Below are 24782 nucleotides of genomic sequence, written 5' to 3' on the forward strand. Positions count from 1 at the left end.
CTCGGTGCCGTAAACCTGACTAACGACGGTAACCGTCGCTTTTTTGTGAGGGCTCGGCAGTGCTGATTTTCGTGGGAACACTCGTGACGCTGTTGTCCGTTTTCGGCGGTTACGCGCTCGAAGGCGGCCATCTCGGCGCGCTGCTGCAACCCGTCGAGGTGCTGATGATCGTCGGCGCCGGAGTCGGCGCATTCATTCTCGGTAACGGGATGAAGACGATCCGGGCGACCCTGCGCGTCATTCCGACCCTGTTCAAGGGCGCGAAGTACAACAAGGACGTCTACATGGAGCTGATGGGGCTCCTGTACGTGCTGCTCGCGAAAGCGCGCAAGGAAGGCACGCTGACGCTCGAAGCCGACATCGACGATCCGTCGAAGAGCCCGATCTTCACGCAGTACCCGAAGATCCTCGCCGACAAGCACATCATCGAGTTCCTGACCGACTACCTGCGGCTGATGGTCGGCGGCAACATGAATGCATTCGAGATCGAAAGCCTGATGGACGAGGAGATCGAGACGCACCACCAGGAAGGCGAGGCGCCCGCGCACGCGCTGACCAAGGTCGGCGACGCGATGCCGGCGTTCGGTATCGTCGCCGCGGTGATGGGCGTCGTGCACACGATGGCCTCGGCCGACAAGCCGCCCGCGGTGCTCGGTGAAATGATCGCGCAGGCGCTCGTCGGCACGTTCCTCGGCATTCTGCTTTCGTACGGGCTGATCGGGCCGCTCGCCAGCGTCGCCGAGCAGCGCGTGACCGAGTCGACCAAGATGTTCCAGTGCATCAAGGTGACGATCCTCGCGAGCCTGAACGGCTACGCGCCGGCGATCGCGGTCGAGTTCGGCCGCAAGGTGCTGTTCTCGACCGAGCGCCCGTCGTTCGCCGAGCTCGAAGAGCACGTGCGCCGCGTCAAGGCGAAATAAGCAGGCGACGGGAACCGAACCGATGAGCAGCAAGGACAAAGACCGCGCAATCGTCGTCAAGCGCAGCGCGCCGAAAAAGTCCGGTCATCACGGCGGCGCGTGGAAGCTCGCGTACGCGGACTTCATGACCGCGATGATGGCGTTCTTCCTGCTGATGTGGCTGCTGAGTTCGGCCTCCACCGTGCAGCTGAAAGGTATCGCCGACTACTTCAACCAGCCGTTGAAGATCACGCTGTGGGGCGGCGATCGCAGCGCCGAAGACTCGAGCATCCTGAAGGGCGGCGGTCGCGACATCTCGACCGACGCGCAGGGCGTGACCCGCTCGACCGACGGCAGCAGCAGCCGCGCCGAGCGCACCGCGTCGCACAACGACGACGACTCCGTGAAGCAGCTGAAGGGCGCGCTCGAACGCCAGGAACAGGTGCGCCTGCACGACCTGCAGGTCAAGCTGATGGCCGCGATCGAGGCGAACCCGGTGCTGCGCCAGTTCAAGCAGCAGATCCGCATCGACTCGACGCTGACCGGCCTGCGCATCGAGATCGTCGACTCGCAGAAGCGGCCGATGTTCGCGACCGCACGCGACGTCGTCGAGCCGTACATGCGCGACATCCTGCGCGAGATCGGCCACACGCTGAACGACGTGCCGAACCGCATCATCGTGCAGGGCCATACCGACGCCGTGCCGTACGCGGGCGGCGAGAAGGGCTATAGCAACTGGGAGCTGTCGGCCGACCGCGCCAACGCGTCGCGGCGCGAGCTGGTCGCGGGCGGCATGGACGAAGCGAAGGTGATGCGCGTGCTCGGTCTCGCGTCGACGCAGAACCTGAACAAGGCGGACCCGCTCGATCCGGAAAACCGTCGCATCAGCATCATCGTGTTGAACAGGAAGTCCGAGGAGGCGCTCGATCACGACGACTCCACGACGACGACCCTGTCGGACGACGCAGCCGGCTCGAAGCCGCTGCTGCAAAGACTTGCGCAGCCGGTGACGGCTGCACCGAAGTTGCCGGCGGCGGCGCCACCGGCCCAGTAACAGACCGCGGCCGCCGGGCCGCGGCCCGCGCCCGACCGGCGCGCACCGCCCGGCGGCCCAGTGTTAAGCGCAGCGAGGTTTTCATGATCAGGCACATCCTGGCAATCGACGATTCGGCATCGATGCGGCAGATCCTCGCCGCGACGCTGACGGGCGCCGGCTATGAAGTCACGCTCGCGGCGGACGGCAACGAAGGGCTCGAAAACGCGCTCGCGATGGCGTTCGATCTCGTGTTGACCGACCAGCACATGCCCGGCAAGACCGGTCTCGATCTGATCACCGCGCTGCGCGGAAATCCGGCCTATCAGGCGACGCCCATCCTCGTCCTCACGACGGAATCGGGCGAACCCTTCAAAGAGGCGGCGCGCGCGGCGGGCGCGACCGGCTGGATCGAAAAGCCGCTCGACCCGGACCTGCTGACCGAGCTGGTGGCGGCGCTGGCCGAACCGGACCCGGCTTGATCCGCGTCATCAGCACCTTTAGACACAGTACAGATAGCTCTCGACGCGCCTCTACGGCGACTCACGCCAGACAGGCACTCTCGCGGTGAACCAGGCATGACACTCGACATCACACAGTTCTATCAGACGTTCTTCGACGAAGCGGACGAACTGCTCGCGCAGATGGAGCAATTGCTGCTCAATCTCGACGTGGCCCACCCGGACCCCGAAGACCTCGCGGCGATCTTTCGCGCCGCGCATTCGATCAAGGGCGGCGCGGCGACGTTCGGTTTCACAGCGCTCACCGAGACCACGCACATTCTCGAGTCGCTGCTCGATCGCGCGCGCAACAACGAGCTGGTGCTGCGCAAGGACATGATCGACACGTTCCTCGAAACCAAGGACGTGCTGTCCGGCCAGCTCGCCGACTATCGCGCGAGCGCCGAGCCCGATGCGGCGGTGGCGCGCGCGATCTGCGCCAAGCTGGAGCAGCTGCACGCGGAAAGCCGCATGGGCGGCGCGCCGGCAGCGGCGTCGAGCGCCGAAACCGCGCCGGCCGTGAGCGCCCCCGCGCCCGCAGCAGCGCAGGCGACGGCAACCCAAACAACAACACAAGCAACCGCGGTACAGCAGCAAGGCGGCACCCCGCCCGAGCACGTCGTCGAACAGGCGGTGCAGGCGGCGGGCGAATGGATCGACGGCGAACCGGCACAGACCGGACAAGCCGCGGGCACGGCCGACAGCGCCGGCCCACATCTGAAAATTACGCTACGGGGCGTGGGAGAGAAAGACCAGGAACTGCTCGCCGAAGAGCTGGGCAACCTGGGCAACATCGTCGGGCAGGTCAAGAGCGGCAGCGATCTGACGCTGTGGCTCTCGAGCGACGTATCTTCCGACGACATCATCGCCGTGTGCTGCTTCGTGATCGACGAAAGTCAGATCACGATCGGCCGCGGCACCGCGCCGGTGGACGACGCGCAGCAGGGCGAACCTGGAACGCCCGACGCTGCCGCTCCGACACCGGCGCAATTCGCGCAGGTCGCGCCCGCCGCTCCCGCGGCGCAAGCGCAGGCGCAGCCGGTCCTTCACACGGAGCCCGCAGCATCGGCGACCCAGGCGGCCCTCACCGCTGCGCCCGCAAGCCCGCCCGCTCAGGCGGACAGCATCGAGCCGCCGCCAGCGGCACCCGCGGCGGCTCAGGCGGCGGCCAAACCGGCTTCGGCCGCGTCCGCCGATCAGGACCGCAAGGCGGCCCGTCCGGCCGCCGCGGCGGCCGGCGGCGAAGGCAGCTCGATTCGCGTCGGCGTCGAGAAGGTCGATCAGCTGATCAATCTGGTCGGCGAGCTGGTGATCACGCAGGCGATGCTCGCGGAGACCACCAGCACGTTCGATCCGGCGCTGCACGACCGGCTCTTCAACGGCATGGCGCAACTCGAGCGCAACGCGCGCGATCTGCAGGAAGCGGTGATGTCGATCCGCATGATGCCGATGGATTACGTGTTCAGCCGCTTCCCGCGTCTGGTGCGCGATCTCGCGGCGAAACTCGGCAAGGAGGTCGAACTCGTCACCTTCGGTCAGGCGACCGAACTCGACAAGAGCCTTATCGAACGGATCATCGACCCGTTGACGCACCTCGTGCGCAACAGTCTCGACCACGGCATCGAAACCGTCGAGGCGCGGCGCGCGGCGGGCAAGGATTCGACCGGTCAGCTGGTGCTGTCGGCGGCGCACCACGGCGGCAACATCGTCATCGAGGTCAGCGACGACGGCGCGGGCCTGCGCCGCGACAAGATCCTCGCGAAGGCGGCCAAGCAGGGCATGCAGGTCAGCGACACGATGAGCGACGAGGAAGTCTGGAACCTGATCTTCCTGCCGGGCTTCTCGACCGCGGAGCAGGTCACCGACGTGTCCGGCCGCGGCGTCGGCATGGACGTGGTGAAGCGCAACATCCAGTCGATGGGCGGTCACGTCGAGATCACGTCGCACGCGGGCAAGGGCAGCACCACGCGGATCGTGCTGCCGCTCACGCTCGCGATCCTCGACGGCATGTCGGTGAAGGTCGGCAACGAGATCTTCATCCTGCCGCTGAACTTCGTGATGGAGTCGCTGCAACCGCGAGCCGAAGACATTTACACGGTCGCCAACGGCGAGCGCGTGGTGCGCGTGCGCGGCGAATACCTGCCGCTCGTCGCGCTGCACGAGGTGTTCAACGTGTCGGACGCGAAGCAGGAGCCGACCCAGGGCATCGTCACGATCATGCAGACCGAGGGACGGCGCTTCGCGATGCTGATCGATGAACTCGTCGGCCAGCAGCAGGTGGTCGTGAAGAATCTGGAAACGAACTACCGCAAGGTGCACGGCATTTCCGCGGCGACCATTCTGGGCGACGGCAGCGTCGCGCTGATCGTGGACGTCGCGGCGCTGAACCGCGAATCGCGTCATGCGCATGGGCATGCGCAGGCGATGAGCCTCGCGTAACGCACGCAGCAAACGCGGCACTGACAGACATACGCAACACAACTTCAACTCAATTCATCCCAACCGTTTGGGGGCTAACGTGGCAGAAGTCCAATCCATCAATTCGAGCGTCGCAAACGCGAGCGGTACGAATGGCCGCCGCGACGCGCAGGCGGACGCCGGCGGTCAGGAATTCCTCGTCTTCACGCTCGGCGCGGAAGAGTACGGCATCGACATCCTCAAGGTGCAGGAAATCCGCGGCTACGACAACGTGACGCGCATCGCCAACGCGCCCGAGTTCATCAAGGGTGTGATCAACCTGCGCGGCATCATCGTGCCGATCGTCGACATGCGGATCAAGTTCCATCTCGGCCGCGTCGAGTACGACCATCAGACCGTCGTGATCATCCTGAACGTCGCGCATCGCGTGGTCGGCATGGTCGTGGACGGCGTGTCGGACGTGCTGACGCTCGCGGTCGATCAGATCATGCCGGCGCCGGAATTCGGCGCGACGCTGACGACCGAATACCTGACCGGTCTCGGCACGGTCGACGGCCGCATGCTGATCCTGATGGACATCGAGAAGCTGATGACCAGCTCCGAGATGTCGCTGACCGAAACGCTCGGCGTCTGAGCGCAGGCAGTAACGGAACCCGGCACAAGGAGCATCAAAATGCTGAGCAGGTGGTCGATCCGCACGTCGCTGACGATGGTGGGGATTCTTCTGGTGACGCTGACGGTGGTGGTCGGCGCGCTCGGGCTGACCGCGCTGAATCGCGCGAGCGGCTCGCTCGATCGCATCGCACGCGGCGAACTGGTCGCGATTCATGCGCTCGACGATGCGTCGGCGTATCTGTTGCGTTCGCGCATCGCGATCGATCGCTTCAACACGCTGACGGCCGCCGGTAACGCGGACGAGGCGAAGAAGGCGCTCGATCGCGCGCAGGAGTTGCTCGGCAAGAGCAAGCAGAGCTGGCAGGCGTATCTCGACGCGCCGAAGCACCGCGTCGGGCAGGCCTTGCTCGACGATGTGCTCGCGAAGCATACGACGGTGATGCACGACGGCGTCGAGGTCGAATTCGCCGCGTTGAACGCGAACAATCTCGACGCGTATCACGCGGTCGCGGACACGAAGATCAGCCCGATGTTCATCGCCTACGACGCGGCCGCCGCCGCGGTGATCCAGGCGTTGCGGCAGAGCGTGGCCGATCAGGAAACGAGCGCGCAGTCGAGCGCGTCGCTGATGATTATGCTGATCGGCGTGACCACGGTGCTCGCGCTGCTGGTGGTGGTCGGCATCCGTTTCGCGCTGCGCGGGCTCATCGTGCAGCCGCTGAACGACGCGACCGCGTGCTTCGAGCGGATCGCTGGGGGCGACCTGTCCACCCCCGTCGAGGTGTTCAGCAACAATGAAATCGGCCGTCTGTTCGCGGGCATCAAGCGGATGCAGGAAAGCCTCGCGACGATGGTGCGCGCGGTCCGCAGCGGCACCGAATCGATCGACACCGGCGCGCGCGAAATCGCGATGGGCAACACCGATCTGTCGCAGCGCACCGAGCAGCAAGCGGCGTCGCTGCAGGAAACCGCATCGAGCATGGATCAGCTGACCGGCACCGTGCGGCAGAACACCGAGAACGCGCGCCAGGCGAGCCAGCTCGCCGTCAACGCGTCGGACATCGCGACGCGCGGCGGCGACGTGGTGAGCCAGGTCGTCACGACGATGCAGCAAATCGCGATCAGTTCGAACAAGGTCGTCGACATCATCGGCGTGATCGAGGGCATCGCGTTCCAGACCAACATCCTCGCGCTGAACGCGGCGGTCGAAGCCGCACGCGCCGGCGAACAGGGCCGCGGTTTCGCGGTCGTCGCGGGCGAAGTGCGCAGCCTCGCGCAGCGCAGCGCGAGCGCCGCGAAGGAGATCAAGGAGCTGATCGGCGATTCGGCCGACAAGGTCAAGAGCGGCTCCGAGCTGGTCGGCCGCGCGGGCACGACGATGGACGAAATCGTGCAGGCGGTGCGTCGCGTGACCGACATCATGGGCGAGATCAGCGCGGCGTCGGAAGAGCAGTCGGGCGGCATCGAGCAGGTCAACCGCGCGGTCGTGCAGATGGATTCGGTCACGCAGCAGAACGCGGCGCTGGTCGAACAGGCGGCGGCAGCGGCGGCGTCGCTCGAAGATCAGACGCGGCAGTTGCAGGCGGTGCTGGGCGGCTGGAAGGTAACCGGCACACCGGCGCGTCAGAGCGCCCCGGCCAAGCGTGCGCAGACGCCCGCGCGGCTCGCCAGGGCTGCACCGCAAGCGGCGAGCGCGGCGACTCCGGTGAACCCGGTGGGCGCGAGCAAGGAATCGAAGGCAACCGCGGCGACCCCGACGCAGCACGACGCAACCGCACGCGTCGAACCGGTATTGAAGCCCCGGCCGGCCGCAGCCGCGGCTCGCGTCACGACCGACACGCCCACGCGCGGCGCTCCGCCGGGCACGGCGAAGGCGAGCTCGGACGCGGACTGGGAAACGTTTTAGGCAACGGCAGAGTGACATGTGGTCAACCGGCATCGCGCCCGCGGATGGGCGAAGCATCGAAGCACGCGCAGTACGCGTGTCGCGAGCCGGCCATATGTCGATGGTACTCGCGGGAGGGCGCGACCCCGCGACGACAATTCCTACCTCCCAGGCAGTCCGGCTGGGCGGCGAGCGTGATGGCTCATATCGCAGACAGGAATTTTCATGATGGCAACGCGCGCAACACAACGCCCCGCGCGGGCAGCACCTGACGGCACAGAGCCGGCCAGGTCCGTCGAGACGGGCCGCGATTTCGAATTTACGGCGGCCGATTTCGCCCGCATCCGCGACCTGATTCATCGCGGGGCGGGCATCTCGCTGTCGGACCACAAGCGCGACATGGCGTATAGCCGCCTCGCGCGCCGCTTGCGGGCGCGCGGCATCGATACGTTCCGGCAGTATCTCGATCTGCTCGAAGCGGAAAACGATCCGGCCGAGTGGGAAGCGTTCACCAATGCCCTGACCACCAACCTCACGGCGTTTTTCCGCGAAGCCCATCACTTTCCGATCCTCGCCGAGTTCGTGCCGCGCCGTGCGCAACCGGTGTGCGTGTGGTGCTCGGCGGCATCGACGGGCGAGGAGCCGTACTCGATCGCGATGACGCTGATCGAGGCGCTCGGCGACAGCGGCGCGCGCCAGGCGTCGGTGCTCGCGACCGACATCGACACCCAGGTGCTCGCGAAGGCCGAGGCCGGCGTCTACCAGTTCGACCAGGTCAAGCACCTGTCGCCCGAGCGGTTGAAGCGCTTCTTCCTGAAGGGCACGGGCGCGCATGCGGGGATGGTCAAGGTGCGTCCCGAAGTGCGCGCGCTCGTGCGCTTCGAGCAACTGAACCTGACCAATCGCGATTACCAGTTGCGCACGCAGTTCGACGCGATCTTCTGCCGCAACGTGATGATCTATTTCGACAAGCCGACGCAGGCGCAGGTGCTGACGCGCTTCGAGCCGCTGATGAAACCGGGCGGCCTGTTGTTCGCCGGCCATTCGGAAAACTTCACGTACGTGACGCAAGCGTTCCGGCTGCGCGGCCAGACCGTCTACGAATTGACGCGCGACGTGGGCGGCATTCGCGCGCCGTCGCGCGCCAACGCGCCTGACGCGCATGACGCGCATCAATCGAGCGGGGTGGCCGCATGAGCAGCACGCTGCCGATCGCTTCGAACCTGTACTACGACAACCACTTCCAGCGCCCCGGCGTGAAGCTGTTGCCCAACGAGTTCTATACGACGAGCGAAGACATGGTGCTCGTGACCGTGCTCGGCTCGTGCGTCGCGGCCTGCATCCAGGACCGCACCGCGGGCATCGGCGGCATGAATCACTTCATGCTGCCCGACGACGGCGCCGACGTCGCGCAGGCCGCGTCGGACTCGATGCGCTACGGCGCGTACGCGATGGAAGTGCTGATCAACGAACTGATCAAGGCGGGCGGGCGGCGCGAGCGCTTCGAGGCCAAGGTGTTCGGCGGCGGCGCGGTGCTCGCGGGCATGACGACGATGAACATCGGCGATCGCAACTCGGAGTTCGTGCGCCGCTATCTGGCCACCGAAAAGATCCGCATCGTCGCCGAGGACCTGCAGGGCTCGCACCCGCGCAAGGTCGCGTTCATGCCGCGCACCGGTCAGGTGATGGTGAAGAAATTGCGCTTGCAACAGGAAGCGGGCGTCGCCGAGCGCGAGCAGGCGCTCGTGCGGCAAAGCGCCGAAGCACGCGCCGAGCGGCTCGCCGCCGCGCGCAAGCGGGTCGAGCTGTTCGCGAAGCCGGCCGCCGCCGCCGCGCGGCCGAGAATCGAACTGTTCGGCGCGAGCCCGCGCCCGACTCATTCCAACAACGCCAGAACCACAGAGGAGGCGTGAGCGCTGTGCAAAAGATCAAGGTATTGTGCGTCGACGATTCGGCGCTGATCCGCAGCCTGATGACCGAAATCATCAATAGCCAGCCGGACATGACGGTGGTCGCGACGGCACCCGATCCGCTCGTCGCGCGCGAGCTCATCAAGCAGCACAACCCGGACGTGTTGACGCTCGACGTCGAAATGCCGCGCATGGACGGCCTCGACTTTCTCGAGAAGCTGATGCGTCTGCGGCCGATGCCGGTCGTGATGGTGTCGTCGCTGACCGAGCGCGGCAACGAAATCACGCTGCGCGCGCTTGAACTCGGCGCGGTCGATTTCGTGACCAAGCCGAAGGTCGGCATTCGCGACGGCATGCTCGACTACGCGGAAAAGCTCGCCGACAAGGTTCGCGCGGCAGCCCGCGCGCGCGTACGCCAGGCCGCGCCCGCGCAGCATGCGGCCACCCAGGCCGCGCAGGCGCCGGCCGGCGCCACGCCGCTCTTCAACAACCCGCTGCTGAGTACCGAGAAGCTGGTTATCGTCGGCGCCTCGACGGGCGGCACCGAAGCGATCCGCGAAGTGCTGGTGCCGCTGCCGCCCGACGCGCCCGCGGTGCTGATCGCGCAGCACATGCCGCCGGGCTTTACGAAATCTTTCGCGCAACGCCTCAATGGTTTGTGCCGGATTACCGTTAAAGAAGCAGAGCACGGCGAGCGTGTGCTGCCGGGGCACGCGTACATCGCGCCGGGCCATGCGCATCTTTTGCTCGCGAGGAGCGGCGCGAACTATATTGCGCATCTGTCCGACGACCCGCCGGTGAACCGGCATCGTCCGTCGGTCGATGTACTGTTCCGTTCGGCCGCGCAGCATGCGGGCAAGAACGCCGTTGGCGTGATCCTGACCGGCATGGGGCGCGACGGCGCGGCCGGGCTGCTGGAGATGAAAAAGGCCGGTGCCTACACGCTGGCGCAGGACGAGGCGAGTTGCATCGTGTTCGGCATGCCGCGCGAGGCGATCGCGCTCGGCGCGGCCGACGAAATCGCCGCGCTGCCGGACATGAGCCGGCGCGTGATGGCGCGTTTGTCGTCGATGGGCGACCGCGTTCAGCGGGTATGATGCGTGCCGGATGGAATGACGCGGCCGAGCGCCGCAACATGGATCAAGCAAAGGGAAAGAAATGGACAAGGGAATGAAGATTCTGGTGGTTGACGATTTTCCGACGATGCGCCGGATCGTCCGCAACCTGCTGAAGGAACTGGGCTACTCGAACGTCGACGAGGCGGAAGACGGCGCGGCCGGTCTCGCGCGTCTGCGCAGCGGCAGCTACGAGTTCGTGATCTCCGACTGGAACATGCCGAACCTCGACGGTCTCGCGATGCTGAAGGAAATCCGCGCCGACGCGAGCCTCGCGCACCTGCCGGTGTTGATGGTGACGGCCGAGTCGAAGAAGGAAAACATCATCGCGGCGGCGCAGGCCGGCGCGAGCGGTTACGTCGTCAAGCCGTTCACGGCCGCGACGCTCGACGAGAAGCTCAACAAGATCCTCGAGAAAATGGCGAAAGCCGGGAGCTGACGTGACGCCGCCGACCCAAACGCCTGGCGCCGAAGCGGGCAACGACAGCGGCGACTTCGCGTCGGACCGCATCCTTGCCCGCATCGGACAACTGACGCGCACGCTGCGCGATTCGATGCGCGAACTCGGGCTCGACAAGCACGTCGAGCGCGCGGCCGAAGCCGTGCCCGATGCGCGCGATCGTCTGAAGTACATCGCCAACATGACCGAGCAGGCCGCCGAGCGCGTGCTGTCGGCGATCGACATCGCGAAGCCGATCCAGGAGCAGCTGCAGAAAGACGCGGGCACGCTCGACGCGCGCTGGGAGCAGTGGTACGCGGCGCCGATCGAGCGCGAGGAAGTGCGCGCGCTGATGAACGACACGCGCACCTTTCTGCGCGGTGTGCCCGAGGCGACCGGCGCGACCAACTCGCAGCTGATGGAGATCATGCTCGCGCAGGACTTCCAGGATCTGACCGGCCAGGTGATCAAGAAGATCACCGACGTCGTCTATCTGATCGAGCAGCAGCTGCTCGGCGTGCTGGTCGAGAACATCGCGCTCGAGCGGCGCGAGCAGTTCGCGGCGAACGCCGCGGCGCTCAAGGCGGAGGTGTCGTCGACGGGCAGCCCCGAGCATCTGCTCAACGGTCCGCAGATCAATCCGGAAGGCAAGACGGATGTGGTGCAGGATCAATCGCAGGTCGACGATCTGCTCGCGAGCCTCGGTTTCTGAGCAAGTGACTCGGCCCGGCAAGCGCGCCGGGCTGGTGGTTTCTCCGCGATTTGCGCCAATCACGCGTTCAATGAGTACCGGCTAACCATCTTCCGTACGTTTTCCTGCTAGTCATAGTCGGTCAGTCGCGCGCGTGGGCGCGCCTTGCGCCGGCTGAAAGAATCCGCAGGCATACTACGAGGTCAAAGCGGTACGGCACCCGGCCCGCGCAACGCCGGGCAGTCGCCCGGTGAGGCCATCCCTCAGCGTTGCGGCCGCGGCGGTGCCGTATCATCTGCCTATAAGCGGCCGCTTCGCGCAGTCGGCGAAGCGTGCCGCGGCTCGGGAGGAGCTTCTCATGTGGAGTCGTATTGGTCGCGCCGGAGTCACGGCGCTCGTATTGCCATGTTCGTTACTGGCCCTGACGGCCGCGCAATCCGCCCATGCGGCGCTGGGCAGCGCGCCGCTTACCCCCCCGTCCGACGCGTCGGTGTCGTCCCGCGTGGTGCAGCCCGCCAGCGGCACATCGCAAAGCGTCATGCGTTCTGAGTCGAGCGCGGCGTCTTCCACATCTTCCACACCCGCTTCCTACACGGTACGCAAGACCACGTTCGGCAACGGCACCGTGGTGCGCGAATACCTGAGCACGAGTGGCGCGGTATTCGGCATTTCGTGGCATGGTCCGCAAATGCCCGATCTCAGTGATCTGCTCGGCAGTTATTTCCCGCAGTACGTGGCCGGCGTGAAGGCCGTGCGGGCCGCGCGCGGCAATGCGCGGGGGCCGGTCGCCGTCGACGAGAGCGGGCTGGTGGTGCGTTCGGGCGGCCACATGGGCGCGTTCAGCGGCGTCGCGTGGCTGCCCTCCGCGCTGCCGGCCGGCGTCAGCGGTTCCGACATCCAGTAACGGCGAGGACCACGATGCGAACCATGCTCACGAACGCGAACCTCAAAAGCTGGATGCAGGCCGCGCTTGCCGTGCTGCTCACGGCGACGCTCGTCGCCTGCGGCGGAGGCGGCGGTAGCGACAACAACTCCAGTTCCGACAATGGCGGCAGCACCTCGAACGGACTGAACGGCGGTTCGCTGCCGGCCAGCCCGACCCAGCAGCCGATCTCCGCGAATGCGTCGAACACGGTGCCGATCACGGTCGGCCGGGGCGTTTCGGGTGTCATCAACATCCCGACCGTCAGCGTGAGGATCTGCGCGCCAGGCTCGGCCACCAACTGTCAGACCATCGACAACATCCAGGTCGACACCGGCTCGTTCGGTTTGCGCGTGGTCAGCTCCACGCTCAATTCGACGCTGCTCGGCGCACTGCCGGTCAGCACGATCGGCAGTAACAGCGCGCAGCTCGCCGAGTGCGCGACGTTCGCGGACGGTTACACGTGGGGCTCGGTGCGTACCGCGATCGTGACGCTCGGCGGCGAAACGACGACCGGCAGCATCCCGCTGCAGATCATCGGCGACAAGGCCGCGAGCACGGTACCAAGCGGCTGCGGCAGCGGCCCGGCCGAAAACACGGCCGCCGATCTGGGCGCGAACGGCATCCTCGGCATCGGCACCGCGCCGACCGATTGCGGCGCAACCTGCGCGAACACGACGACCGCGGCGACCTACAGCAACTACTTCGCCTGTCCGAACGGCACGTCGTGCACGCGCACCGCGGTGCCGATTCTGCAACAGATCGCCAATCCGGTCGCGAACTTCCCGCTCGACAACAACGGCGTGATCGTACAGATGGCACCGGTGTCGAACACCGGGCAGGCGTCGGCGACCGGCACGCTGGTGTTCGGCATCGGCACGCAGGGGAACAACCCGCTTGCCGCTGCGCAGGTGTTCACGACCGACCCATACGGCGACCTCAACAACAGCACCTTCAACGGCACGACCGTCCAGGCGTTCCTCGATTCCGGCTCGAACGCCTATTTCTTCGGCGATAGCACGCTCACGCTGTGCGGCAGCCAGTTCGCGGGCTTCTATTGCCCGTCGTCGGCGCAGACCCGCACGGTCACGCTGGTCGGGAAGAACAACGTGTCGGCGGTCGCGAGCATCGGCATCGTGAATGCGCAGACGCTGTTCGCCAACGGCGGCAACTACGCGTTCAACACGCTCGCCGGCCAGATCGGCGGCAACGCCAGCTTCGACCTCGGTCTGCCGTTCTTCTTCGGCCGCTACGTGTACTACCACCTCGATCAGACCGCGAGCGGCGGTCCCTCCCCCTTCGTCGGCTACTGAAGCCGCACGTCGATCCAATGCCGGACGGCTTGCGTGACAAACGCGCGAGCCGTCCGCTCATCCGTCGAAATGCCCCCGTTTCTCCGCCCTTATCCGCCGATCGGCGCTTGCGTCGAGCAGGAATAATCGCTCTCACTGGAAAGAGGCGCCGTGCCTCGGCCGACTGGAGAGCTTTGTGGCAGAGGACAGCGACCTCGAAAAAACCGAATCCGCCACCCCTCGGCGCCTGCAGAAGGCGCGCGAGGAGGGGCAGATCGTGCGTTCGCGGGAGCTGTCGACCTTCGCGCTGCTCGCGGCCGGGTTCTACGGCGTATGGGGCATGTCGGGCAGCATCGGCGAGCATTTGCAGAACATGCTGCGTGCGTCGCTCACCTTCAACCACGCGAGCGCGTTCGACACCAGCCGCATGCTGATCGGCGCGGGCTCAGCGGGTCGCGAAGGACTCTACGCGCTCGTGCCGATACTCGGCGTCACCGGACTTGCCGCGCTGCTCGCTCCGATGGCGCTGGGCGGCTGGCAACTGTCCGCGAAAGGGCTCGAGCCGAAGTTCAACCGGCTGAACCCGATCGAGGGCCTCGGCCGCATATTTTCGATCAACGGACCGATCCAGCTCGGCATGTCGCTCGCGAAGACGCTGGTGGTGGGGTTGATCGGCGGCACGGCGATCTGGAATCGCCACGAGCAATTCCTCGCGCTCGCGACGCAGCCGCTCAATCTCGCGCTCGCCAACTCCGTGCATCTGATCGCGGTGTGCTGCGGCATGACGGTGGCCGGTATGTTCGCGGTGGCCGCGCTCGACGTGCCGTACCAGCTGTGGTCGTTCCACAAGAAGCTGCGCATGACGAAGGAAGAAGTGAAGCGTGAGCATCGCGAGAGCGAAGGCGATCCGCACATCAAGGGCAAGATTCGCCAGCAGCAGCGCGCGATCGCGCGGCGCCGCATGATGGCGCAAGTGCCGAAGGCCGACGTGGTCGTGACCAACCCGACGCACTTCGCGGTCGCGCTGCAATACACGGACGGCGAGATGCGCGCGCCGAAGGTGGTCGCGAAGGGCGTGAACCTCGTGGCCGCGCGGATTCGCGAGATCGCCGCCGAAAACAACGTGCCGCTGCTCGAAGCGCCGCCGCTCGCGCGTGCGCTCTATCACAACGTCGATCTGAATCGTGAGATTCCGGGGCCGCTCTATGGCGCGGTCGCCGAAGTGCTCGCGTGGGTCTATCAGCTGCGCCGCTTCAAGGCCAAAGGCGGCGACGTGCCGGTCGCGCCGACCGAACTCGACGTGCCGCCCGAACTCGACAAGGGCGGCGTATCGGACGAGGACGCCGCCGAGGAAGCCGCCAACACGCTGAACCCGACCGACGACAACGCCAACGACGCCACTAGCGACGACAACAACGGAGCCTCCGCATGAACGCTCGCGCCGGTTTCCTCGCCCGACGCTCGGATGCGCTGAGCAGCACCAACCTGCGCGCCCTCGCCGGGCCGGTGCTGATCTGCATGATCCTCGGCATGATGATTCTGCCGTTGCCGCCGTTCCTGCTGGATCTGCTGTTCACGTTCAACATCGCGCTGTCGGTGATGGTGCTGCTCGTCAGCATGTACACGATGAAGCCGCTCGACTTCGCCGCGTTCCCGAGCGTGCTGCTGTTCTCGACGCTGCTGCGGCTGTCGCTGAACGTCGCCTCGACGCGGGTCGTGCTGCTCGAAGGCCATACCGGTCCCGATGCGGCCGGTCAGGTGATCGAGTCGTTCGGCCACTTCCTCGTGGGCGGCAACTTCGCGGTTGGTATCGTCGTGTTCGTGATCCTGATGGTGATCAACTTCATGGTGATCACGAAGGGCGCGGGGCGGATCGCCGAAGTGTCCGCGCGCTTCACGCTCGACGCGATGCCCGGCAAGCAGATGGCGATCGACGCCGATCTGAACGCCGGCCTCATCAACGAAGAGCAGGCTCGCACGCGGCGCAAGGAGATCTCTCAGGAAGCCGAGTTCTACGGCTCGATGGACGGTGCGAGCAAGTTCGTGCGAGGCGATGCGGTCGCCGGCCTCCTGATCATGGTGATCAACATCATCGGCGGGCTGATCGTCGGGATGGTCCAGCACGACATGAGTTTTGCCGCGGCGGGCAAGAACTACACGCTGCTGACGATCGGCGACGGCCTCGTCGCGCAGATTCCGTCGCTGGTGATTTCGACGGCGGCCGGCGTGATCGTCTCGCGCGTCGCGACCAACGAGGACATCGGCACGCAGCTGACCGGCCAGCTGTTCACGAACCCGCGCGTGCTGATGATCACCGGCTGCATTCTCGTGCTGATGGGCCTGATCCCGGGCATGCCGCACTTCGCGTTCCTGATTCTCGGCGGCGGCCTGATCCAGCTCGGCCGCACGATGAAGAAGCGCACCGAGGAGCGCAAGAACGCACCGGCGCTCGTCGACGTCGCGCCGGCCGCGCTGGCGCCGGTCGAAAACGCCGAGGCGAGCTGGGACGACGTGACGATGATCGACACGCTCGGCCTCGAAGTCGGCTACCGGCTGATTCCGCTCGTCGACAAGAACTCGGACGGCGAGCTGCTCAAGCGGATCAAGAGCATCCGCAAGAAGTTCGCGCAGGAAATCGGCTTCTTGCCGCCGGTCATTCATATCCGCGACAACCTCGAATTGCGGCCGAACGGCTATCGGATCGCGTTGAAGGGCGTCGAGGTCGGCTCGGGCGAGGCGTATCCGGGCCAGTGGCTCGCGATCAACCCGGGCCAGGTATCGGCTGCGCTGCCGGGCACGCCGACCCAGGACCCGGCGTTCGGCCTGCCCGCCATCTGGATCGACACGAATCTGCGCGAACAGGCGCAGGTATACGGCTACACGGTCGTCGATTCGAGCACGGTGGTCGCGACGCACCTGAATCACCTCGTCGTCACGCACGCGTCGGAGCTGCTCGGCCGCCGCGAGGTGCAGTCGCTGGTCGAGCGGATGCAAAAGGACACGGCGTCGCTCGTCGACGATCTGGTGCCGAAGATGCTGCCGCTCACCACGCTGCAAAAGGTGCTGCAGAACCTGCTCGAAGAAGGCGTGCCGATTCGCGACATGCGCACGATCCTCGAAGCGCTCGCCGAACACGCGACCAAGCTCACCGACCCGCACGACCTCACCGCCGCGGTGCGGCTCGCGCTGGGCCGCGCGATCACGCAGCAGTGGTTCCCCGGGACCGCCGACATGCAGGTGATGGGCCTCGACGCGAACCTCGAACGGGTGCTGTCGCAGGCGCTATCGACCGGACCGAACCCGGGCCTCGAACCGGGTCTCGCGAACACGCTGCTCACCGAAACGCAGAAAGCGATGACGCGTCAGCAGAACCTTGGCCTCGCTCCGGTGCTGCTGGTGCAGCACGCACTGCGGCCGATGCTCGCGCGCTTCCTGCGCCGCAGCCTGCCGCAGCTGAAGGTGCTCTCGTATGCGGAAGTGCCCGATACGCGCAACGTCAAGGTGGTCAATCTGATCGGCGCGCACGGCTGACGAAGGTCGCTCGCCCGCGGCTGTCGATACAACGAACCGGCGCTCCAATGGGGCGCCGGTTTGCGTTTGCACGGCTCTCCCAGGCTCGTCGAACGATGCGTCTGCCGTGTGTCCATCGCGCGAATTACCCACCTTTAACGGTCTTTATCCATCGATCGTCGCCCGACGCCTTTCGCAATAATTGATCGCAATGGGAAGCGGTGTATTGCCGGTCCGTCAGTCCGTATACCTCATCGGGGGTCCAGCTTGAACATTCGTAAATTTGTCGGTGCTACCAGTCGCGATGCGTTGCGTCTCGTTCGCGAAGCACTTGGCCCCGATGCGGTCGTGCTGTCGAATCGCACGATGGACGACGGCAGCGTCGAAATCGTCGCGCTCGCCGATAGCGATCTCGCCGCGATCACGCCGAAAGCGCGCGAAGGCGCGCAGGCCGCGGCGCTCGGCACGGGCTCAGGTGCGGCATCGACGCTGGCCCCGCGCGGCTTGTTCGCGGCGCCGACGAATCCGTACGCGAGCGCAATGCCGGACGTGTTTTCGTCGGTGTTCGGCGCGAGCCCGGAAGCGGGTGGTGAAGCGACGCCGGCGATCGAGCCGGCGAATGCGGCTGCGGATTTCATGGCCGGCTCGGTGAACAGGACGGCGCTCAATTCGGCGCTCAGCCAGGCGCTCAGCATGTCCGCGAATCAAGCAGCGTCCGCGGCCATCGCGACAGGCCCCGCGCCCGCCGCAAGCCAGTCGGCGTCCAGCGCGGCCACATCGTTCAACGCACCGGCCACGCCCGCCGCTGCCGCCACGCCTTCCGGCGCGAGCGCCCGCGCCGCGGCCGCGCGCCTGTCGAAAGACATCCGCGCGGATTTGCTGAAAGCCGCCGGCGTGCCGGTACCGCCGGCAATCCCATCGAGCGAAGCCGCCGCGCCGCGCACGATGGCCGAGTCGAATCCGTGGCTCATCGATCACGCGCGCCGCCTCGCGGCCGAGCAGCAGCAACAGGGCGGCCAATACAGCGCGCGTCCCGCCGCGATGACGCCCGCCGTCGCGACCGCCAAAGGCCTCGGCAGCGCAGTCGACGCGCGGCCGGTCGCCGTGCCGCCGGTGATCGACACGCCCGACTGGGCGCGCGAAGCCGCCGAAGCCGCTGCGCGCCGCGCCGCTCAGAAGATCGCGCCCATGCCGTCCGCTACTGACGAAAGCCGCACGCCGTCCGCCGTCGCCGAAGCGATCAAGGGGCGCATGGAGCAGGTCGTCAAGGACACCGTGATGAACGAGCTGTCGTCGATGCGCGACATGATGGAAGAGCACTTCGCGGGTCTGCTGTGGGGCGATCGACAGCGCCGCAGTCCCGCACGCGCCGCGCTCACCAAGCATCTGTTCGCCGCCGGCTTTTCCGCGCAGCTCGTGCAGATGCTGGTCGACAACCTGCCCGAAGATGTCGACACGATGGATGGCGGCATGGACTGGGTGCGCTCGGTGCTCGAGTCGAACCTGCCGGTGATGGAGGACGAAGACGCGCTGATGGAGCGCGGCGGCGTATTCGCGCTGATGGGGCCGACCGGCGTCGGCAAGACGACGACCACCGCGAAGCTCGCGGCGCGCTGCGTGATGCGCTTCGGCGCGAGCAAGGTGGCGCTGCTGACGACCGACAGCTACCGCATCGGCGGTCATGAACAGCTGCGCATCTTCGGCAAGATTCTCGGCGTTTCGGTGCATGCGGTGAAGGACAGCGCCGATCTGCAGCTCGCGCTCTCGGAGTTGCGCAACAAGCACATCGTGCTGATCGACACGATCGGTATGAGCCAGCGCGACCGGCTCGTGTCCGACCAGATCGCGATGCTAAGCCGCGCCGGCCAGCCGGTGCAGCGTCTGTTGCTGCTCAACGCGACGAGCCACGGCGACACGTTGAACGAAGTCGTGCAGGCGTATCAGCGCGCGCCGGACCAGCAGCCGCTCGCCGGCTGCATTCTGACCAAGCTCGACGAAGCGACCAACCTCGGCGGCGTGCTCGATACGGTGATCCGCTACAAGCTGCCGGTGCATTACGTATCGACCGGACAGAAGGTGCCGGAGAACCTTTACGTCGCGACGAAGAAATTCCTGATCAAGAGCACCTTCTGCATTCCGCGCGACAGCTCGCCGTTCGTGCCGCACGACGACGACATCCCCGCTTTGCTGTCCTCGCTGTCCGCACGTTCGACGGCCGAGCTGCACGAGGTTCGCTTTGGATAAGTTCGTTTCGGATCAAGCCGAAGGGTTGCGGCGGCTGCTCGGGCGCGGCGGCGCGCGCGTGATCGCGTTGGCGGGTGCGTCGTCGGGCATCGGTAATACGACCGTGGCGGTCAACCTCGCCGCGGCGCTCGCACAGCAGGGCAAGGACGTGCTGGTGATCGACGAATGCGTCGGTGAGAAATCGGTGAGCGCGATGCTTGGCGGCTTGCGCGGCGCGGGCAACTTCGCGGCGGTGATGCGCGGCGAGAGCCCGGTCGATTTCGCCGCCGCGCGTCACGCGCTCGGTTTTTCGGTGCTGTCCGCCTCGCGCAACAACCGCGAGGGGCATACGGAGGCCGAACTCGGTGTGCTGCTCGGCGGCTCGGCCGATATCGTGCTGATCGACGCGCAGCTCGACGACGAAGGGCATCTGTCGCCGCTCGCCAGGCAGGCGCATGACGTGATGGTCGTCGCGCGCATGTCGGGCGAGGCGATCACCGAGGCCTATGCGTGCATCAAGCGTTTGCATTACGCGCACGCGATCGCGCAGTTGCGCGTGCTCGCGAATCACGTGCAAAGCGCCAACGACGCGCAGGCCGCGTTCGCGAATCTCGCCGGCGTGGCTGGCCGTTACCTGACCGTCGCGTTGGAAAACGCCGGCTGCATTGCGGCCGACGTGCGCATCGCACGGGCACTCGAGCTGTCGCGCTGCGTGGTGGACGCGTTTCCGTCGACACCGGCCGCGCGCGACTTCCGCCATCTCGCCGCCGAATTGCAGTACTGGCCGATGCGGCCAGCGATGTCGTCGCAAACGCCCTGGCGGGCGCCTGCGACAGTTACAGCGGCGCACCACGCCGACCAACCGTCCGCGCATCACGCTTGAAAGGCGTGCACGAAGGACAAGGGGAGCACGATGTACAACGCTCAGGGAAAGATTTCTCAGGCCGAAGTTTTGACGAAGTACGCACCGCTCGTGCGTCGACTCGGCTTGCAGCTTGTCGCGAAAATGCCGGCGAGCGTCGATCTCGACGACCTGATCCAGGCCGGCATGATCGGTTTGCTGGATGCCGCCGGCCGCTACAAGGAAGACCAGGGCGCGCAGTTCGAGACCTATGCCAGCCAGCGGATTCGCGGCGCGATGCTCGACGAGTTGCGCAGCAACGACTGGCTGCCGCGCAGCCTGCGCCGCACGTCGCGCGAAGTGGAATCCGCGGTGCACAAGGTGGAGCAGAACCTCGGCCGCTCGGCGAGCGAGGCGGAGGTCGCCGAGCACCTGCAAATGCCGCTCGACGAATATCAGTCGATGCTGCAGGACCTGCATGGCAGCCAGTTGATCTACTACGAAGACTTCGACCGCTCCGCCGACGACGAACCTTTTCTGGACCGCTACTGCGTCGATCATTCCGATCCGCTCTCGGCGCTGCTCGACGACAGCCTGCGCTCGGCGCTCATCGAAGCGATCGACCGCTTGCCGGAGCGCGAGAAACTGCTGATGTCGCTGTACTACGAGCGCGGCATGAATCTGCGCGAGATCGGCGCGGTGATGGAAGTCAGCGAATCGCGCGTGTGCCAGTTGCATAGCCAGGCCGTGGCACGCCTGCGCGCCCGACTGCGCGAAATGGCCTGGGCGAACGCCGAAGCGAACTGACGCCACCGCGGCGCCGCACGCCGTTTTTCAAACGCCGCCTGCAGATGCGGCGGTGCGCCGATGCCGATGCGCGCCTGTGCCGCCTGCCGTTGCTCAGGCGTTCGCCATCTCATGCTCGGCGGCGAGCGCGAGAAACGCCGAGCGCGACATACCGCGCGCCTGCGCATACGCGTCGATCTCCTGCACCAGCACCTCGGGCAGCGAGATGTTGATGCGAACCGCCTTCTTCAACGCCGGAATATTGCGCGTCGTCACGAAACCCCATGTGAACCCCGCGAACTCGGGATTGCGCCGATGCTCGCCTAGCGTGAGAGGCTCGGGCAGCGGCAGCCCTTCGTCGAGCAAGGTTTCGAGATGCGATTCGATTGCCTCTTTCGCGTTCGCATACGCTTGTTCGAGCGTGTCGCCCGCGGAGTAGCAGCCTGGAATATCGGGCACCACGACGCCGAACGCGTGCGTGTTGTCTCCGGGTTCGATGGCGATCGGAAAGATCAGATGCTTCATTTGAGCCCCGCCTGTTTCAGAATGCTGTTCAGGGTGCCGGCCGGCAAATCTTTTTTCGGATGCGGGACGGTCACGAGCCCCCGTTTTCCCGCGTGCCTGAAATGATGGTGACTGCCCGCTATGCGGACGAGCTGCCAGCCATTCGCTTGAATCAATTTGACGACCTCGGCACTGTTCATACATCATACCCTCCATTATACACACGCCTACACAAACTAACGAGCAAACAAGACTCCGCCCGTCGAATTGCGGCCGCGTCGAAGCCGCGGCGATGGCGAAAGCTCGAACGAAGTCACCATTTCAACGTGACGAGGTGGACTAGCGCCAGCTAGCCGAACGGCTAACGCAGCGCGGAACGGACAGGGAAGTGGGTGGAAAAGCGGCGGCGGAAAACGAAAAAGCCCGTCGATGACGGGCTTTTTCATTCATTTCGTAGATTGCTCGATTGCAGGCCGGGCAGGCGGGCCGATCAAAGTCCCGAATAAGCCGGAACTCGTCCATCCGGCCCGTACAGATTCGTCTTGCGCGGCACGTTGACTTGCAGCGCCTTTAGCGCGCGCTCGTTGTAGTCCATCCGCACGCGGATCAGCTCGCCGTTGTTGGTGTTGACGCGCCGCGCGCGATCCGCGGCTTTCTGCAGCAGCTTCCATTGCGTCGCGACGCGCGCGTCGGTGCTGGCCGCGAGCTCCATGCCGGACCAGCCGGTCGGAAAGCCGAGTTCAGCCAGATGCGAGTCGCGCGCGGCTTCGAGCCTCGCGAGCACGCCGATCAGCTCGGTTTTTTTCTCGACGATCGCCGGCAACTGCTCCAGCGGCGAGATCGCCGTCAGCGCTTTGGTTTCGAGCGTGAGGATCGAGGCGAATGCCTCGACGGTCGAATATTCTTCGATCAGGGTAGCAACGAGGGCGTCTTTCATATCAACAACTCGCTACGCACACTGGCTCGCGAACGGCGCGCGAACCGGGTTGGTCTGACGCCGCCCGGCAGATCACCGCGCGGCGAAATGCCGATCAGTTGCCGGTCGACGAGGTTTTGTTCTGCAACAGGTCGCGCGCCGTCTGCAGCACGCCGTCGGCGATCTTGCCGGAGTCGATCTGCAGCTTGCCGCCCTTGATCGCCTGTTTGATCGACTCGACGTGCGCGGTGTCGATGTCGGCCGAGCCGGAGGCCGCGAGGCTGTGCAGATGCTGCGACAGACCCGACAGGCTCACGCTCGTGTCGCCCGACGCGCTGCTCGCGGCCGGCGCGGCCGTGCTCGTCGCGCCCTGGGTGGTGCTGGCTGCCGGCGTGGCTTCGTCGCTCTGCTGCGAACGGGACAAAGCGTCTTTCAACGACGGCAGATTTGAAGAGGTGGTGGGATCGACTTTCACGATTGGCTTCCCTAACGATTTGATCCTGATAACGGCAACCGCTGATCAAAACTTTAGCGCAATCGCTCGACACCCGGCTCGCCGCCAGGTGGCCATCTACCCCTTTCAATCCCCGTCCGTCTGCCCTGGCCACCGGGGCGCCGGCCGTTTCGACGGTGCTCGTTGCCGCTAGCCCGCTCACATCGGGATCTCCACCGTGCCGCCGTCCTTGACGATGCCGGAGATGATCTGGCCGTTAGCGGTCTTCACGCGCACCTGCTGGCCCGGCGACGCGTTGTTCATCGCGCTGCCCTCGGACGAGATCGAGAAACCGTCGCCGGCCGCGATGACCCGCACGGTCTGGCCGAACACCACCGCCGACGCGCTCTTCAGCATGTCGCGGCGCAGCGGCATGCCGCCCGCGATCCGCACGAGCGAGACCGAGCCGACCGCCTGCGACGGGTCGGTGACGATCGCCTGCGGCAGGCCGGTCAGGTCGCCTTCGCGCGCCACGAGGTCGGCGGCCGTGAGCACTTCGCCCGGCGCCATCGCGCGGGCGGCGAGGTAGTAGGTCGCATGCAGCGAGATGCGCGCCTGCAGATAGATGGTCCACGGCCGCTCGCCCGCGCAGCGCACGCCGACCGTCAGCCGGCCCCACAGGCGCGCGCCGGTCGGCATGAACGGTTCGAGCGACGTGCACGCGGCGAGGCCGCGCGGAAACGCGGACGCGACAGTGATGTCGGCCTTGCCGGGCAGGCCGACGGCCTGCTGTTGCAGGAACGCGAGCGCGCTCGCGTGAATCGCTTCCGGGTCCTGCTGGCCTGGCAGCGGCGCGGCTTGCGCAGCCGTCGCGGCGGTAGCGGTCTGCGGCGCTCTCTGCGCAATGACGGCCGCCGGTTGGCGCGAGCCAGGCGACGTCGCGGGCGTTCTCGCGATCCCGGGGTGCGCCGGCTGCGCCGCAGCGGCCGCGATCGGCTTGCCATTCGCGCCGAACTCGGGTGGCTCGCCGCGCGCGGCGAGACTGTCGAAACCGTCGCCTTGCGGCGCATTGGCCGCGACCACGCGCTGATTCGCGACGCTGGCGGCCGGGCCCGCTTCGACATTGACGCGCGCGACGCCCGACGCCCCAGTGCTGGCCGCCGGCGGAATCGTCACGACGCCGTTGGCGTCCGGTTTGAAGTTGGTGCGGATGATGGCCGGCGCGGCGGCAGCGGGCTCGCCCGCGCCCGGAATGACGATCGCGCCGCTTGCGCTCGCGGCACGCCCGAACGTATCGGTGTCGCGCGACCCGCTCGCGCGGCCGAGCGACTGTGCGGTCGCCGCCGCGAGCGACGCCGCCGACGCGCTGCGCTGCGCCGGCGTCTGAATCCGTTGCGCGAGATCGTTCAGTGCGGCGGGATTTTTCTCGGCGGGCCCGGCAATCACGATCGGGCCGCCCGCATCCTGCGCCTGGGTCGTAGCCGGCAGCAACACGATGCCGCCCGCAACCCATACCGCGACGTTGACGGTAGCCCGCGTCAGGCAATGCGCAAGGCAACGCGAGAAAGAGCGCGGCACCGGCTGGGCGAGCGCGCCCTCCGAACCATCGCCCCGTTCATCGACCCGGCCACCCCCCACGCGACGCATCGTCGTGCCGCTCGCCGGCTGCGGCAAGGTGTTGGTGGGCTGGTCCATCGCGGGTCTCCATCGAATGCATCGGTACGCCTTGCATTCTAGTGAGCCCCGCTTTCGCGCAAACGTTGAATAGAAGCCCCCTTTCCCGGTTATTCGTCCGATTGCCGCTTGCGGGCGGCCCATAAGATGCATCACATGCAAAAAGGCCTTCGCGC

Annotated in this window: 23 protein-coding genes; 18 read left to right on the top strand and 5 right to left on the bottom strand. The window is 66.4% G+C overall.

Annotated elements, in window-relative coordinates; genetic code table 11:
* Positions 1-59: 59 nt before the first annotated feature.
* From motA to F6X39_RS01550, 18 genes are all read left to right on the top strand, one after another.
* Complete coding sequence (motA, locus tag F6X39_RS01465; protein WP_090802475.1) at positions 60-920, top strand: flagellar motor stator protein MotA; 861 nt, start codon at positions 60-62, stop codon at positions 918-920.
* 22 nt (positions 921-942) lie between these two features.
* Positions 943-1953 (top strand): flagellar motor protein MotB, encoded by a 1011-nt coding sequence (motB, locus tag F6X39_RS01470; protein ID WP_184035003.1) that lies wholly within the window; start codon positions 943-945, stop codon positions 1951-1953.
* 83 nt (positions 1954-2036) lie between these two features.
* Entirely contained in the window at positions 2037-2414 is a 378-nt protein-coding gene (locus tag F6X39_RS01475) for a response regulator (protein WP_184035000.1), read from the top strand.
* A 96-nt stretch (positions 2415-2510) separates the two neighbouring features.
* Positions 2511-4871, top strand: a complete 2361-nt coding sequence (gene cheA, locus F6X39_RS01480; RefSeq protein ID WP_187615264.1) for a chemotaxis protein CheA — start codon at positions 2511-2513, stop codon at positions 4869-4871.
* A 79-nt stretch (positions 4872-4950) separates the two neighbouring features.
* Positions 4951-5484: a chemotaxis protein CheW gene (locus F6X39_RS01485; RefSeq protein WP_090802480.1), complete on the top strand. Its 534-nt coding sequence runs from the start codon at positions 4951-4953 to the stop codon at positions 5482-5484.
* 39 nt (positions 5485-5523) lie between these two features.
* On the top strand, positions 5524-7371 hold the full coding sequence (locus tag F6X39_RS01490) for a methyl-accepting chemotaxis protein (protein WP_187615266.1): 1848 nt from the start codon (positions 5524-5526) through the stop codon (positions 7369-7371).
* Positions 7372-7575: 204 nt separating this feature from the next.
* Entirely contained in the window at positions 7576-8547 is a 972-nt protein-coding gene (locus tag F6X39_RS01495; protein ID WP_187615268.1) for a CheR family methyltransferase, read from the top strand.
* Complete coding sequence (cheD, locus tag F6X39_RS01500; RefSeq protein WP_018418784.1) at positions 8544-9263, top strand: chemoreceptor glutamine deamidase CheD; 720 nt, start codon at positions 8544-8546, stop codon at positions 9261-9263. The genes F6X39_RS01495 and cheD overlap by 4 nt, the downstream gene beginning before the upstream one ends.
* 5 nt (positions 9264-9268) lie before the next feature.
* Entirely contained in the window at positions 9269-10357 is a 1089-nt protein-coding gene (locus F6X39_RS01505; RefSeq protein ID WP_187615344.1) for a chemotaxis response regulator protein-glutamate methylesterase, read from the top strand.
* 61 nt (positions 10358-10418) lie between these two features.
* A complete protein-coding gene (cheY, locus tag F6X39_RS01510; protein ID WP_018418782.1) occupies positions 10419-10814 on the top strand; it encodes a chemotaxis response regulator CheY in 396 nt (131 codons plus the stop codon).
* A 1-nt stretch (position 10815) separates the two neighbouring features.
* Entirely contained in the window at positions 10816-11526 is a 711-nt protein-coding gene (cheZ, locus tag F6X39_RS01515; protein ID WP_187615271.1) for a protein phosphatase CheZ, read from the top strand.
* A gap of 337 nt (positions 11527-11863) precedes the next feature.
* Positions 11864-12409: a DUF2844 domain-containing protein gene (locus F6X39_RS01520; RefSeq protein WP_187615273.1), complete on the top strand. Its 546-nt coding sequence runs from the start codon at positions 11864-11866 to the stop codon at positions 12407-12409.
* Positions 12410-12423: 14 nt separating this feature from the next.
* A complete protein-coding gene (locus F6X39_RS01525) occupies positions 12424-13740 on the top strand; it encodes a DUF3443 domain-containing protein (protein ID WP_187615274.1) in 1317 nt (438 codons plus the stop codon).
* A 175-nt stretch (positions 13741-13915) separates the two neighbouring features.
* The gene (flhB, locus tag F6X39_RS01530) at positions 13916-15151 is read left to right on the top strand and encodes a flagellar biosynthesis protein FlhB (RefSeq protein WP_187615276.1); all 1236 of its coding nucleotides are present in this window, start codon (positions 13916-13918) and stop codon (positions 15149-15151) included.
* On the top strand, positions 15148-17250 hold the full coding sequence (gene flhA, locus F6X39_RS01535; protein WP_187615278.1) for a flagellar biosynthesis protein FlhA: 2103 nt from the start codon (positions 15148-15150) through the stop codon (positions 17248-17250). The genes flhB and flhA overlap by 4 nt, the downstream gene beginning before the upstream one ends.
* A gap of 246 nt (positions 17251-17496) precedes the next feature.
* Complete coding sequence (gene flhF / locus F6X39_RS01540) at positions 17497-19473, top strand: flagellar biosynthesis protein FlhF (protein WP_187615280.1); 1977 nt, start codon at positions 17497-17499, stop codon at positions 19471-19473.
* Complete coding sequence (locus F6X39_RS01545; RefSeq protein ID WP_187615282.1) at positions 19466-20335, top strand: MinD/ParA family protein; 870 nt, start codon at positions 19466-19468, stop codon at positions 20333-20335. Before flhF ends, F6X39_RS01545 begins: the two co-directional genes overlap by 8 nt.
* 30 nt (positions 20336-20365) lie before the next feature.
* The gene (locus tag F6X39_RS01550) at positions 20366-21100 is read left to right on the top strand and encodes an RNA polymerase sigma factor FliA (RefSeq protein WP_090802497.1); all 735 of its coding nucleotides are present in this window, start codon (positions 20366-20368) and stop codon (positions 21098-21100) included.
* 93 nt (positions 21101-21193) lie between these two features.
* On the opposite strand, the gene F6X39_RS01555 is transcribed toward F6X39_RS01550, so the two are convergent.
* The 5 genes from F6X39_RS01555 to flgA form a co-directional block, all read right to left on the bottom strand.
* Positions 21194-21604: a type II toxin-antitoxin system HicB family antitoxin gene (locus tag F6X39_RS01555; RefSeq protein WP_187615284.1), complete on the bottom strand. Its 411-nt coding sequence runs from the start codon at positions 21602-21604 to the stop codon at positions 21194-21196.
* Positions 21601-21783, bottom strand: coding sequence for a type II toxin-antitoxin system HicA family toxin (locus F6X39_RS01560; RefSeq protein WP_013090886.1), 183 nt, complete (start codon positions 21781-21783; stop codon positions 21601-21603). Before F6X39_RS01560 ends, F6X39_RS01555 begins: the two co-directional genes overlap by 4 nt.
* Before the next feature lie 290 nt (positions 21784-22073).
* A complete protein-coding gene (locus tag F6X39_RS01565) occupies positions 22074-22520 on the bottom strand; it encodes a flagella synthesis protein FlgN (protein ID WP_090802500.1) in 447 nt (148 codons plus the stop codon).
* A gap of 94 nt (positions 22521-22614) precedes the next feature.
* A complete protein-coding gene (flgM, locus tag F6X39_RS01570; RefSeq protein ID WP_187615286.1) occupies positions 22615-22974 on the bottom strand; it encodes a flagellar biosynthesis anti-sigma factor FlgM in 360 nt (119 codons plus the stop codon).
* A gap of 177 nt (positions 22975-23151) precedes the next feature.
* On the bottom strand, positions 23152-24627 hold the full coding sequence (gene flgA / locus F6X39_RS01575) for a flagellar basal body P-ring formation chaperone FlgA (protein ID WP_187615288.1): 1476 nt from the start codon (positions 24625-24627) through the stop codon (positions 23152-23154).
* Positions 24628-24782 lie beyond the last annotated feature (155 nt).

It is taken from the genome of Paraburkholderia sp. UCT2 (genome assembly GCF_014397665.1).
Taxonomy (GTDB): domain Bacteria; phylum Pseudomonadota; class Gammaproteobacteria; order Burkholderiales; family Burkholderiaceae; genus Paraburkholderia; species Paraburkholderia tuberum.

What these genes read in the sequence shown, in the direction of transcription:
- motB (WP_184035003.1), top strand. Translation starts at nt 943, where the DNA reads ATGAGCAGCAAGGACAAAGACCGCGCAATCGTCGTCAAGCGCAGCGCG.
- F6X39_RS01475 (WP_184035000.1), top strand. Translation starts at nt 2,037, where the DNA reads ATGATCAGGCACATCCTGGCAATCGACGATTCGGCATCGATGCGGCAG.
- cheA (WP_187615264.1), top strand. Translation starts at nt 2,511, where the DNA reads ATGACACTCGACATCACACAGTTCTATCAGACGTTCTTCGACGAAGCG.
- F6X39_RS01490 (WP_187615266.1), top strand. Translation starts at nt 5,524, where the DNA reads ATGCTGAGCAGGTGGTCGATCCGCACGTCGCTGACGATGGTGGGGATT.
- F6X39_RS01495 (WP_187615268.1), top strand. Translation starts at nt 7,576, where the DNA reads ATGATGGCAACGCGCGCAACACAACGCCCCGCGCGGGCAGCACCTGAC.
- cheD (WP_018418784.1), top strand. Translation starts at nt 8,544, where the DNA reads ATGAGCAGCACGCTGCCGATCGCTTCGAACCTGTACTACGACAACCAC.
- cheY (WP_018418782.1), top strand. Translation starts at nt 10,419, where the DNA reads ATGGACAAGGGAATGAAGATTCTGGTGGTTGACGATTTTCCGACGATG.
- F6X39_RS01520 (WP_187615273.1), top strand. Translation starts at nt 11,864, where the DNA reads ATGTGGAGTCGTATTGGTCGCGCCGGAGTCACGGCGCTCGTATTGCCA.
- F6X39_RS01525 (WP_187615274.1), top strand. Translation starts at nt 12,424, where the DNA reads ATGCGAACCATGCTCACGAACGCGAACCTCAAAAGCTGGATGCAGGCC.
- flhA (WP_187615278.1), top strand. Translation starts at nt 15,148, where the DNA reads ATGAACGCTCGCGCCGGTTTCCTCGCCCGACGCTCGGATGCGCTGAGC.
- F6X39_RS01550 (WP_090802497.1), top strand. Translation starts at nt 20,366, where the DNA reads ATGTACAACGCTCAGGGAAAGATTTCTCAGGCCGAAGTTTTGACGAAG.
- F6X39_RS01555 (WP_187615284.1), bottom strand. Translation starts at nt 21,604, where the DNA reads ATGAAGCATCTGATCTTTCCGATCGCCATCGAACCCGGAGACAACACG.
- F6X39_RS01560 (WP_013090886.1), bottom strand. Translation starts at nt 21,783, where the DNA reads ATGAACAGTGCCGAGGTCGTCAAATTGATTCAAGCGAATGGCTGGCAG.
- F6X39_RS01565 (WP_090802500.1), bottom strand. Translation starts at nt 22,520, where the DNA reads ATGAAAGACGCCCTCGTTGCTACCCTGATCGAAGAATATTCGACCGTC.
- flgA (WP_187615288.1), bottom strand. Translation starts at nt 24,627, where the DNA reads ATGGACCAGCCCACCAACACCTTGCCGCAGCCGGCGAGCGGCACGACG.